This is a genomic window from Bradyrhizobium nivariense (assembly GCF_029846695.2).
GTDB lineage: Bacteria > Pseudomonadota > Alphaproteobacteria > Rhizobiales > Xanthobacteraceae > Bradyrhizobium.
In genome coordinates this window covers 105,146-117,082 of sequence record NZ_JARWCR020000006.1, presented here as the reverse complement: position 1 = coordinate 117,082, position 11,937 = coordinate 105,146, and the positions used below count along the sequence as shown (strand labels likewise).

11 protein-coding genes and 1 pseudogene are annotated in these 11,937 nt (G+C 64.4%); 4 read left to right on the top strand and 8 right to left on the bottom strand.

Annotation, left to right across the window (positions count from 1 at the left end; translation table 11 throughout):
- Positions 1 to 27: 27 nt before the first annotated feature.
- The 3 genes from holA to leuS are packed head-to-tail and all read right to left on the bottom strand — an operon-like array spanning position 28 to position 4,278.
- Positions 28 to 1,056, bottom strand: coding sequence for a DNA polymerase III subunit delta (gene holA, locus QCM77_RS07645; RefSeq protein WP_279660192.1), 1,029 nt, complete (start codon positions 1,054 to 1,056; stop codon positions 28 to 30).
- Between the two features lie 47 nt (positions 1,057 to 1,103).
- Positions 1,104 to 1,655 (bottom strand): LPS assembly lipoprotein LptE, encoded by a 552-nt coding sequence (gene lptE / locus QCM77_RS07640; protein WP_279660193.1) that lies wholly within the window; start codon positions 1,653 to 1,655, stop codon positions 1,104 to 1,106.
- A complete protein-coding gene (gene leuS, locus QCM77_RS07635) occupies positions 1,642 to 4,278 on the bottom strand; it encodes a leucine--tRNA ligase (RefSeq protein WP_279660194.1) in 2,637 nt (878 codons plus the stop codon). Before leuS ends, lptE begins: the two co-directional genes overlap by 14 nt.
- A 303-nt stretch (positions 4,279 to 4,581) precedes the next feature.
- Here leuS and QCM77_RS07630 point away from each other — a divergent pair.
- A pseudogene (locus QCM77_RS07630) lies at positions 4,582 to 4,689 on the top strand (GGDEF domain-containing protein); the annotation flags it as partial.
- A 3-nt stretch (positions 4,690 to 4,692) separates the two neighbouring features.
- On the opposite strand, the gene QCM77_RS07625 reads toward QCM77_RS07630, so the two are convergent.
- Positions 4,693 to 6,390, bottom strand: coding sequence for a diguanylate cyclase domain-containing protein (locus QCM77_RS07625; RefSeq protein ID WP_279660196.1), 1,698 nt, complete (start codon positions 6,388 to 6,390; stop codon positions 4,693 to 4,695).
- A gap of 109 nt (positions 6,391 to 6,499) precedes the next feature.
- Here QCM77_RS07625 and QCM77_RS07620 point away from each other — a divergent pair, with 109 nt between their 5' ends.
- Entirely contained in the window at positions 6,500 to 7,189 is a 690-nt protein-coding gene (locus QCM77_RS07620) for a YggS family pyridoxal phosphate-dependent enzyme (protein WP_279660197.1), read from the top strand.
- 33 nt (positions 7,190 to 7,222) lie between these two features.
- Here QCM77_RS07620 and QCM77_RS07615 read toward each other — a convergent pair whose 3' ends face one another.
- A complete protein-coding gene (locus tag QCM77_RS07615) occupies positions 7,223 to 7,996 on the bottom strand; it encodes a 2-keto-4-pentenoate hydratase (RefSeq protein ID WP_279682685.1) in 774 nt (257 codons plus the stop codon).
- 6 nt (positions 7,997 to 8,002) lie between these two features.
- Positions 8,003 to 8,572: a L,D-transpeptidase family protein gene (locus QCM77_RS07610; protein ID WP_462804301.1), complete on the bottom strand. Its 570-nt coding sequence runs from the start codon at positions 8,570 to 8,572 to the stop codon at positions 8,003 to 8,005.
- Between the two features lie 202 nt (positions 8,573 to 8,774).
- Between QCM77_RS07610 and QCM77_RS07605 the strand changes: the two genes are divergently transcribed.
- Both QCM77_RS07605 and QCM77_RS07600 read left to right on the top strand, forming a co-directional pair.
- Entirely contained in the window at positions 8,775 to 9,461 is a 687-nt protein-coding gene (locus QCM77_RS07605; protein WP_007598630.1) for a response regulator transcription factor, read from the top strand.
- Between the two features lie 58 nt (positions 9,462 to 9,519).
- Positions 9,520 to 9,963, top strand: a complete 444-nt coding sequence (locus tag QCM77_RS07600) for a cyclic nucleotide-binding domain-containing protein (RefSeq protein WP_279660200.1) — start codon at positions 9,520 to 9,522, stop codon at positions 9,961 to 9,963.
- A gap of 126 nt (positions 9,964 to 10,089) precedes the next feature.
- Here QCM77_RS07600 and xth read toward each other — a convergent pair whose 3' ends face one another.
- A complete protein-coding gene (gene xth / locus QCM77_RS07595) occupies positions 10,090 to 10,905 on the bottom strand; it encodes an exodeoxyribonuclease III (protein WP_279682681.1) in 816 nt (271 codons plus the stop codon).
- Positions 10,906 to 11,039: 134 nt separating this feature from the next.
- A complete protein-coding gene (locus tag QCM77_RS07590) occupies positions 11,040 to 11,795 on the bottom strand; it encodes an outer membrane lipoprotein carrier protein LolA (protein WP_279660309.1) in 756 nt (251 codons plus the stop codon).
- Positions 11,796 to 11,937 lie beyond the last annotated feature (142 nt).

Here is an 11,937-nt window from a genome sequence, read left to right as displayed (position 1 = left end):
CGCAATGACGGCTGGAAAGGCTTGAGCTCAGCCCCGCCGCTTCGCGTTCGCGGCGATCGCCATCAACGTGCGCTGGGCGATGGCGGCGGCGAGGGTGGATTGCTTGCGGGTGTCGAGCGCGGCGGTCGCGAGCTGCTCGATGATGACGGCGAGCCGCGCCACGCTGAAATTGCGCAGCGCGGTTTCGACCGCGGGCTTTCGCGAAAAATGCAGGCGCGGAAAGCCGCCGTCGAGCACCGCGGAAGCGGGCGTGCCGTCTGCGATTGCGAGCGCCGATTTGTGCAGCCACGCCGCCTGACGCTGCGCCGCAGAGATGATCACGCCGGGATAGGTGCCGGCGATCATCGCTTTGGCAAACTCGTTCTCGACGATCTCGGGCCGGCCGGCGAAGGCGCCGTCGACGATCGGATCGAGTTTGAGCTCCGACGCATCGGCGACGACGGCCATCACGTCATCCAGCGTGATCTCGCCTTTGCCATGGGCATAGAGCGTGAGCTTGCGCAGCTCGTTGCGGGAGGCCTGGCGGTCGCCGCCGAGGAACGACATCAGCGCCGCGCGGGCGTCCTGCGCAATGCGCAAATTGGCGATGCGGAGCTCATCTTCCATCAGCTTGGCCAGGTCGCGCTCGGTATCGGGATAGCAACCGATCGCGACGGCCGTCTTGGCGCGTTCGCAGGCCTTGCGCAGTGGCGATTCCGGGCGCAGCTCGCCGGCCTCGATCACGATGCGGCAATCCTTCACGCCCATCTCCGCCAGCGTGTCGATGCCGCTGGCAAAGCTGCGCGAGCCGGCGCGGATGCGGATGGCGCGGCGGCCGCCGAACAGCGGCACCGTCATGGCCTCGTCGACGAGGCGCGACGGCGCGGCGGAGAGCTCGTCGCCATCGAGCCTGACCAGCGAGAAGGGATCGTTGGGATCGTCGACAGCCGAGGCGATCAGCGCATCCGCGCGTTCACGGACCAGGCCCGCGTCAGGACCATAGAGCAGGATGATCGGACGGCCCGCATCGGGGCGGGCGAGAAAGGCGTCGATCTCTTTTCCGCGCAGCGCGACCATGTTGCCTGAGGTTCGTCATTCCGGGCGTCCCGGGATGACGGGATGAATTAAGTGCCCGCGGTGAAGAACGAGGCGAGGCGAGTCGTGATGTTCTCGGCGATCTCGTTGGCGGCACGATCCTCGGCATCACGTATCGCGCGGTTGCGGCTGAAACGCTGATAGGAGCCGGGCATGTCGTAGGACACGCGGGAGAACGTCGTGCCGGTCATCACCGACTTCCCGCTGACGACCTCGATCAAATTGTACTGAGCGTCGAGGCCGTAGTTTTCGCTGCTCGGCAGGCCGGTATTGGGATCGACGATCAGGGACGTCTTGCTGCTTGCGAAGCGGATCTCCAGGCGGTGGGTCGGCGGCATGCCGGTGGCGGTGCCATAGAGCTTGAAGGCCAGCGCGTTGCGGACCTCGACGCCGACGCGGGCCTCGCGCGAGGCATTGGCCTTGGCGATCGGGGGCAGATCGACCCCCATCAGCTTCTCGCGCAGGCCGGGGGTGCCGTCGGTGTGCTCCGCATACATCGGGTGGAAGCAGCCGGCCGTCAGGGCCGCCAGTGCGGCGACTGCCAGCAAGCGGGCTGCGATGCGGATCCTAGCCGACAACATTCACGATCCTCTTGGGAACGATAATCACCTTGCGGACGGGCTTGCCGTCCAGAGCCAGTTTTACCGCATCGAGGGCCAAAACGGCAGCCTCGATTTCCGGATTCTCGGCCGCTGTTGCAACTGTGACCTCACCCCGCTTCTTGCCGTTGACCTGGACCACCAGGGTCACACTGTCTTCAACCAGCAAATCGCGTTCGATTTGGGGCCAATTGGCCTCGGAAACCAGCCCGTCATGGCCCAGAACCTGCCAACACTCCTCGGCCAGGTGCGGCATCATCGGGGAGAACAGCTGGACCAGGATCTGGCTGGCCTCCCGGATCGCCCAGGCCACATCGGGGGCCGGTTGGCCGGGGCGCTGGAGCACCTCCGAAAACGCATTGGCGAATTCGCGGATATGGGCGAGGCAGACGTTGAAGTGCAGCCGCTCGATCCCGGTGGTGACCTTGTCCAGCGCGCCATGGGCGGCCTTGCGCAAAGCGGTGGCGTCCGGGCCGAAGCTGGCCGGCCGGGCTGCGGGCACGGCCTTGCCGAGTTCCTTGCAAAGTTCCTGGGAGTCGTTCACCAGCCGCCACAGCCGCTGCACGAAGCGCGAGGCGCCCTGGACGCGCTCGTCGCTCCAGATCACGTCGCGGTCGGGCGGGGAGTCCGACAGCATGAACCAGCGGGCGACGTCGGCGCCGTAGGTCTCGATGATGTCGTCGGGGTCGACCGTGTTCTTCTTCGACTTCGACATCTTCTCGATCGGGCCGATCTGGATGTCTTCGCCTGACGTCAGGAGCGTGGCGCGGCGGCCGTTGGCGCCAGTCTCGACCTTGACCTCGACCGGCTGCACATAGGTGCCGTCCGCCTTCTGATAGGTCTCGTGCACCACCATGCCCTGCGTGAACATGCCGGCGAACGGCTCGTCCAATGCGATGTGCCCGGTCGCCTTCATCGCGCGCGTGAAGAAGCGGCTGTAGAGCAGATGCAGGATCGCGTGCTCGACGCCGCCGATATACTGGTCGACCGGCAACATCCGGTTGGCGACCCCAGGCGTCGTCGGGGCGTTCTCGTTCCAGGGATCGGTGAAGCGCGCAAAGTACCAGGACGAATCCACGAAGGTGTCCATGGTGTCGGTTTCGCGCTGCGCTTTCCCTCCGCATTGCGGGCAGGTGACGTGCTTCCAGGTCGGGTGATGATCGAGTGCGTTGCCCGGCTTGTCGAAGGTCGCGTCCTCCGGCAGCGTCACCGGCAGGTTGGCGTCCGGCACCGGCACCACATCGCACTTCGGACAGTGGATCACCGGGATCGGGCAGCCCCAATAGCGCTGGCGCGAGATGCCCCAGTCGCGCAGGCGGAAATTGACCTGACGCTCGCCGACCGGCGCGTTGCCGCGCAGTTCGGTCTCGAGACGCTTCGCCACCTCCTCCTTGGCCTGATCGATGGTCATGCCGTCGAGGAAGCGCGAATTGATCATGCGGCCGTCACCGTCATAGGCGGTGTCGGTGATGATGAAGCTCTTCGGATCCTGGCCCTCGGGGCACACCACCGGCGTGACGCCCAGGCTGTATTTGTTGACGAAGTCTAGGTCGCGCTGGTCGTGCGCGGGGCAGCCGAAGATCGCGCCGGTGCCGTATTCCATCAACACGAAGTTGGCGACATAGACCGGGAGCTTCCAGGACGGGTCGAACGGATGAACCGCACGGATGCCGGTGTCAAAACCCTGCTTCTCCGCGGTGTCGATGATCTCCTGCGCCGTGCCGATCTTCTTGATGTCGGCGACGAACTGCGCAAGCTTCGGGTTCTTCGCGGCTGCTGCCTGCGCCAGCGGATGATCCGATGAGATCGCCATGAATTTCGCGCCGAACAAAGTGTCGGGACGCGTCGTGAAAATCTTCAGCTCGCTCTCGCCGGCGGGCGTGGTTGCCTGATCCAGCGCGAAGCGGACCAGGAGGCCTTCGGAGCGGCCGATCCAGTTGCGCTGCATGAGGCGCACCTTGTCGGGCCAGCGATCCAGCCCATCCAGTGCAGACAGCAGCTCCTGCGAGTACTTCGTGATCTTGAAGACCCACTGGCTCATTTCCCGTTGTTCGACAACGGCGCCGGAGCGCCAGCCGCGGCCGTCGATCACCTGCTCGTTGGCGAGCACGGTCATGTCGACCGGATCCCAATTGAGCTTGCGCTTCTCACGCTCGGCCAGCCCTGCGCGGAGCATGTCCAGGAACATCTTCTGCTGGTGCTTGTAGTAGCTGGGATCGCAGGTCGCGAATTCGCGTGACCAGTCCAGCGACAGCCCGATCGAGCGGAGCTGCTTCTTCATCGCGGCGATGTTGTCGTAGGTCCAGGCCTTCGGCGCGACCTTGCGCTCGATCGCGGCGTTCTCGGCCGGCAGGCCGAAAGCGTCCCAGCCCATCGGGTGCAGCACGTTGAAACCCTTGGCGCGCATGAAGCGGGCCAGTACGTCGCCGAGCGTGTAATTGCGGACATGGCCGATATGGATGCGCCCCGACGGGTAGGGGAACATCTCCAGCACATAGTATTTCGGCCGCGAATCGTCGTTCTTGGAGACGAAGATCGCCTGTTGGTCCCAGGCGGCTTGCCAGCGCGGTTCGGCGTCGCGGGCGTTGTAGCGTTCGGAGGTCATGGAATCGTTGGGTTTTCGTGGATTTGGCCGTCTAAAGACGGCGGACTAGGCCATAGAAGTCCTCAAGGGGTCAATGGGTTGCCGCGACTTGGGAGCCTTTGGGGACTGCCCCGGTGAAGTACTGAGGCCGCCGTTGGGGTGTGATTAAGGGGTCGATGCGAGGTTGCGGCTGGCCGGGACCCAAATACTCGCGACGGACGCCAGCTTCGACGTCGCGCCCAAGGGGGGGCCGTTGCCTTCGAGACGTCCGAGCGGCTGTATGCCCTCATGGGCGCGGCGCAGGAGTTTGTGGCGACGGCGCTCGGCGACCTGATCGAGCGCTGCGACGGCGCGCTCTATCTTGCCAAGGGCGGTGGCCGCAATCGCGTGGTGACGGAGCGCGAGCTCGATCGCGCCGGGGCTGCCGGTTAGCCCTCAGCCCGCCATCATCATTTCCGCCGCGCCGTTATCGATCACCATGATGCCGTGCTCGACGACATTGTTGCGGCCGCGGTGTTTTGCGGCGTAGAGCGCGGCGTCGGCGGCTTCGATCAGGTCGCCCGGACGCAAGCTCTCGTTGGGCTTCGTCGCGGCAACACCGATCGAAACGGTGACGATCATGTGGGCGGAGGTGATGTGCGGCAGGCACAGCTTCAGCACGGCCGCGCGCACCTGTTCGCCGATCTCGGTGGCGTGCGTTACGTCGGTGTTCGGCAGCAGCAGGCAGAATTCCTCGCCGCCATAGCGGGCCGCAAAGCCCATGGTGTCGGCGGCGATGCCGGACAGCGCCTCGCCAAGTCTGGTCAGGCAGGAATCGCCTTCGAGATGACCGTAGGTGTCGTTGAACAGCTTGAAATGGTCGACGTCGATCATCAGGAGCGCGAGCTCGCTGCCATATTGCTGCGCGCGCATCCATTCGAAGTCGAGCCGGCTCTGGAAACCACGGCGGTTGGCGAGTCCAGACAACATGTCGATCGAGGCCATCACCGTCAGGCGGTCGTTGCTCGCGATCAGCTCGCGCTCGCGCTGGCTCAGCTGCGCGGCCATCGCGTTGAACGCGCGGGCCAGCGGCACGAACTCGGCCGGCAGACGATTGCGCGCAGCGCGCGCCGACAGATCGCCCTCGCCAAGGCGCTTGGCCATGTCGGCCAACATCTCGATCGGCTTGATCACCAGCTTCTCGGCGGCGATCAGCGCGCCGAGCAGGACGAACAGGACGACGAAAGCGAGCTGGAGATAAGCAGTGCGGATGTCGCGGCTCACGGCCGCAGACACCTTGTCCTCGTCGATGCTGGCGATCAGGCGGGCATTGGTGCCGGCGATGCGGATGTAGCTGACCGCGCGACGGGAGCCGTCGGCGGCGAGGAACGACAATGCGCCTTCGTCCTGGTCCGACCGCAGCGCCTTGTCGGCGATCGCCGACATCAGCGGCATGTTGTCGAGCGGACGGCCGATCGCGCTGTGCTGGTCGGCGGGCGCTGCCAGCACGGTGCCGGCGCTGTCGACCAGCACGGCGGTGATGCCGGCGCGGCCGCCCAGATTGCTCATGACCTTCGACATCCAGTCGAGGTTGACGGTGGCGAGCACGACGGCATCGGATACGCCGCTGAAGGCGGATACCGGGTAAACCGCCATCACGGTCGGTGACGGCACCGGCCGCGACAGGATGAAGTCGCTCAGCACGAAACGGCCGGTTTCCTGCGCCTGCTGGAAGTACGGCCGGTCACTGAGGTCGAGGCCGACATACATGTTGTTGGTGGCGCACTGGATGCGTCCGTCCTGGCCGGCGATCAGAAGCGTGCGGATCCAGGGAAGATTCGATGGCAGGCTCGCGCGCAGCACGTCGCAGCTCTTGCTGATGCCGCCGGCGGAGGCGCGGATGAAAGCTTCCGATTTCAGGATGGTCTCGACCGACGAGATCACCTCGCGCTGCGCATCGGCGCTGTGCCTTGCGACCGTGGTGAATTCAGCCGCGGCCTGCGCGATCTGCCGCGCGCGCGTGTCTTCGAGCGAACGGATGCGCTCGAACATCAAGGGCGCCACCAGAATCACCGCGAGCAACGCAAGCCGTGCCCGGATCCCGAGAACCTGCTTGAGTTTCGCTCGTTTGCGGTTGAAACTGACGTTTGCCATCTTCGCTGCCCACCCCACGGGCTAAGGTAAAGCGAAGGGTTCAAAAACTCTTTCTTGAACTCGGTAAAATTAGAACTAGCTCCGCAACAACCAGTGCCGATGCGACATCATGACTGAAGCCAACGCCGCGCCGGTAACCGGCGATTCACCAAACGCGCTCGCCGCGGTCGAAGCCGAAATCGCGCGCGCCTGCAAGGACGCGCGGCGCGAACGTGCCTCCGTGACGCTGATCGCGGTGTCGAAAACTTTCGCCGCAGATGCAATTACCCCGGTCATCGACGCCGGACAGCGCGTATTCGGCGAGAATCGCGTGCAGGAGGCCAAAGGCAAGTGGCCTGCGTTAATTTCTGTTTACTCCGATATCGCGCTGCATCTGATCGGGCCGCTGCAATCCAACAAGGCGAAAGAGGCGGTGGCGCTGTTCGATGCCATCCATTCGGTCGACCGCCCGAGCATTTGCCAGGCGTTAGCCAAGGAAATCGAATCCCAGGACAAGCACCCGGAATTGTTCGTCCAGATCAACATCGGCGAGGAGCCGCAGAAGGCCGGCATTGCCCCCGGCGAGGCCGATGCCTTCATCGCGAGCTGCCGCGACACCTACGGGCTGACGATCTCGGGGTTGATGTGCATCCCGCCGGTGGATGAGCCGCCGGCGGCGCATTTCGCGCTGACCGCCAAGATCGCCGCGCGCAATGGATTGAAGAAGCTCTCGATGGGCATGAGCGCGGATTTTGCGACCGCGATCATGCTCGGCGCCACCCACGTTCGGGTGGGGAGTGCGATCTTCGGGCACCGGTAATTATCGCCGGGACGACGGCGGAGCGCGTAGCGCCTATTCGAACCCCACCGACACGGTCCCCAGCACGCCGAAATCTACCGCGAAATGATCGCCGGCCTGGATCGGCAGCGGCGGATGGCACGTGCCCGTGGTCACCACCTCCCCTGCCCGCAAGGTGAGGCCGAGGCCACGCAGCTCGTTGGCCAGCCAGACCAAGGCAATGCGGGGATCGCCGAGCACGTTCTTGCCGTGGCCGAGATAGCGCTGGCCGCGCAGCGTGATCTGCGGCCGCTCCTCGACGAGATCCATGGCGCGCCAGCTCGCAGTCGTCGCCGCACCCAGCACGAACAGATGCGCACAGGCGTTGTCGGCGATGAGCTGCGCCTCGCCGGCGCTGGCGAAATCGGCAAAGCGCGAATCGGGAATCTCGATCGCGGGATGCAAGGTATCGACGGCGGCGAGCACCTCCTCGACAGTGTACGGCGCCGCGCGCGGCGGCAGATCGCGCCCCATGCGGAAGGCGAACTCAGGCTCGCCGACGCACATCGCGTTGCCCTTCATCGAGGCCGTGCCGCCGTCGGCGATCACCGTGTCGCTCATGATGCGACCGGCCAGCGGTCCCGCGACGTTGATGTGCTTCTGTCCGGACTCGCTCGTTGCCGCGATCTTCCAGCCGACCAATTTTCCGCTGAGCGCAGCCTGCACGGCGTAACCCTCGGTGCGGCTCTGTGGCCGCAACCCTGTCTCCAGTGCTTCAAGCTTGGTGCCGTCACGCCAATGTTGAACGAGGACGCGCGATGCGGTGGCAATCTGATCGCTTTCGAGCATGTGTTCTCACCCGATGATGATTTTTGTTTTTGGTCCCAGCCGCCGCAGCAATTGTCGCATCGCCGCTTTGGTCATCGAGACGCAGCCTGCGGTCGGGCCGAAATTGTCGCGGGCCAGATGCAAGAACACCGCGCTGCCGCGACCGGCGATGCGCGGCCTCGTGTTGTGGTTGATTTCGATGATGAAGTCATAGAGGTGGTCGGCCCGCTTGAGCCGGTCACCGCCCTGCTCCGGACCGAGCCGGATGCCCTGGTTGTAATGACGGTCTTTGGGATCCTCGCACCAGGCGTCCTCGCCGGTGATGATCCGGGCCGGCAAGAAGGTCTGCGGGCGGCTGTGCCGGTCGCCCCGCCACCACAATCGCCTGGGACGGAAGCTGCCCCTCGGGGTGCCGCCATCGCCCTCGCGTTTATTTGCCAGAATGCCACCGCGTCCGAGCGCCACCGGAATCGTCAGCGCTCCGGCGGTCAGCCAGCCCCGGCGCGGATCCCCGGCAGCAGGCTTAACGCGGATCGCCGACAGCGGCCTGGCGCTTCGGTTCATGGTGTAACTAGCTGAAGCAGCTTTGTTTTTCATATGAACGTGCGATGTCGAATTCATTACAGGACATTCATCAAAACGGCCTGCTATTCTGGGTTAGAGTGGTTCTGGCTTGTGAATCGGTAACAGCCCACTACTTCAACACGAACAACAATAATAACAGCGACCCCTAAACTTCCCTCTCGGCTGGGTGCAGCATGGATGCGCGCCGTGCCGGACCCCAAAAGGATGACCCCCTATGGCCAATGCCCGCAAGATCCTGATCGTGGACGACGATACCGATCTGCGCGATACGTTGGTGGAGCAATTGTCGCTGCACGAAGAATTTGAAGCCTCCGCCGTCGATACCGGCGCCAAGGGCGCGAGCGCCGCGAAGGCTAATGCCCCCGATCTCGTCCTGATGGATGTTGGCCTGCCCGACACGGATGGCCGTGAAGTGGTCCGTTCCTTACGCAAGGGCGGGTTCAAGGCTCCCATCATCATGCTCACCGGGCACGACACCGATTCCGACACGATTTTGGGGCTGGAATCCGGCGCCAACGACTATGTCGCAAAACCCTTCCGCTTCGCGGTCCTGTTGGCACGCATCCGCGCCCAGCTCCGCCAGCACGAGGCCAGCGAGGACGCGGTGTTCTCGGTCGGTCCTTACTCCTTCCGGCCCGGCTCCAAGATGCTGACCGCCGCCAATGCGCGCAAGGTCCGCCTCACGGAGAAGGAAACTGCCATCCTCCGCTTCCTCTACCGGGCCGGCCAGATGCCGGTCTCGCGCGAGACCCTGCTCCAGGAGGTCTGGGGCTATAATTCCGGCGTCACCACCCACACGCTGGAAACCCACATCTACCGCCTTCGCCAGAAGATCGAGAAGGACGCCGCCAACCCGGAGATCCTGGTCACGGAAGCCGGTGGCTACAAGCTGGTGCCGTGATACGCTTCAGGGGCGTGCGAATCGTTTTAGATCGCGTGCCCTTGAGCCCCGGACCTGAATGTCAATCGACGACGATGTAGCGCTGCTCGAGCGTGTCCCGACACTTCGCCTGTTGGGAGACGCTTCGTTGCGCATGCTGGCGATCGGCTCCGAGCAGCGTGACTTCGTCCGCGGCGACGTCCTGTTCAATCTCGGCGACGCCGCCGATGCCGGCTTCGTGGTCCAGCGCGGCGCCTTCCGGGTCGACGACGGCGCCGGAGCCGAGATGATCGCAGGCCCCGGTGCGCTGATCGGCGAGCTCGCGCTTGTGGTGCCGATGAAGCGGCCGTCGAGCGCGATCGCACTGGAGCACGCCTCCGTCATCCGCGTCGCGCGCAGCCTGTTTCAGCGCGTGCTCGAAAGCGACCCTGCCGCCGCCGTTCGCCTCCGCGACGAATTCGCGGTTCGCTCCAGCCAGATCGCGAGCGATATCCTGATGGCCGGTGCGAAGTTGACGTCGTAGGTGATCCTCATGGTGAGGAGGCGCGTGAGCGCCGTCTCGAACCATGCAGGCCCGGCTCTCACCCGTAGCCCATCCTTCGAGACGACCGCTTCGCGGTCTCCTCAGGATGAGGTCGGTGGTTTGGCACTACACCTCGAGCGTCACCGTCACCGGCACATGGTCCGACGGACGCTCCCAGCTGCGCGCGTCGCGCAAGATCATGAAATCACTGACCGCATCCTTCAGCGCGCGCGAGACCCAGATGTGGTCGAGCCTGCGGCCGCGGTCGCCGACGGTCCAGTCGGCAGAGCGGTAGCTCCACCACGTGTAGACCTTTTCCGACATCGGAATGCGCTCGCGCGCGACGTCGACCCACTCGCCGGCTGCCAGCGCCGCGTTGAGCTTCTCGGTCTCGATCGGCGTATGCGACACCACTTTCAGAAGCTGCTTGTGCGACCACACGTCGTTCTCGTGCGGGGCGACGTTGAGATCGCCGACCAGGATGTGGCGATCCTCGCCGCGCGGATGCAGTGGCTCGCACGCCTTCATCTCGTCGAGGAAGCGAAGCTTGTGATCGAATTTCTCGTTCAGCGCGGGATCGGGAATGTCACCGCCGGCCGGCACGTAGAAATTATGCAGCACCAGCGGCTTGGCGATGCCAGCCTTCTCTCCGAACGAGACCGAGATATGGCGTGAATCCACCTTGTCGCAGAAGGTGCGGATGTCCGTTGCCTCGAACGGAATCTTCGAGACGATGGCGACGCCGTGATAGCCCTTCTGCCCGTTCAGCGCGACATGCTCGTAGCCGAGCCGCTTGAAGCGCTTCAGTGGAAAGGCGTCGTCGATGCACTTGGTCTCCTGGAGACACAGCACGTCCGGTCGCGCGCTCTTGAGAAATTTCGCGACCAGATCGATGCGCAGCCGCACCGAATTGATGTTCCAGGTTGTCAGGGAAAAACGCATGAGGCATGCGTCTTAGCATGGATCGGCGTGGGGAAAATGCTTGTCCACAGCGAGAGTTCGTAGGATGGATTAGCTCTGCGGCTGCGCGAAGCGCGGCGCAAAACACTGCCGCCGTTTAATGGTTGCTACGGCACCTATCCCGGCGACGGGCCGTAATTCGTAAAGTCGATCTTGAACATGCCGGGATCGAGCTTCTTGCTCGTGTCGAGATTGTAGACCGCGATCGTGGTGTCGTAGCCCTGCGGGTCGGTGACGGTCCACTGCTTCAACTGGCCGTCCTTGGCGCCGAACATCAGCATCAGGCGGCTGGTGCCGACCAGCGCCTGCTTCTCCTCGATGGTGACGCTGACGAAGACGTCGTCGGCCGAGACGTTGACAACGTTGGTGTCCTTCATCAGGTCGATGCGGTCGGACAGCAGGAAGCGCAGCGGCGTCTGCGACAGCGGATAGACGTCCTGCGTCGCGAGCTTGCGGTCGCGCACCACCAGCGACGATCCGTCGGCGACGATGTCGATCGGGCTCGGCGCATCATATTCGAAGCGGACCTTGCCCGGCTTCTGGATGTAGAAATCGCCCTGCGTCTTGCTGCCGTCGGGACCGACCTGGACGAAATTCCCGACCAGCGTCGACAACGACGACAGGTAGGCGCTGACCTTGGCGGCTTGGGCCTTCTGGTTGGCATCGAAGGTCTGGAAGATGCTGCTCGGCACGTTGCGGCGCGGATCCGGAATCACCGGGTTCGGCGGCGTCTGGGTCGCGCCGGTGACCGTGGGCCCTCCACCCGCCGGACCGCTATCGCGGCCCTTCGGCGCGGGCTTCGGCACGGGAACGGTCTGCGCGAACGACGTCGCGGTCGCCATCGCGGCGGTGACGAGAAGCACGCCGGCCATGCGCGCGCTTCGCGCAGCGATGGTGGCAGCGAATCGAATGTCCGGATGTCTGATCAACGCGTCGTCCTGTGTGGCTGGGCGCCCTTTTAGCGTGATTTCGGCCAAAAGCAGATAACGTTTTTGCGTGGAATGATGGTTTGAG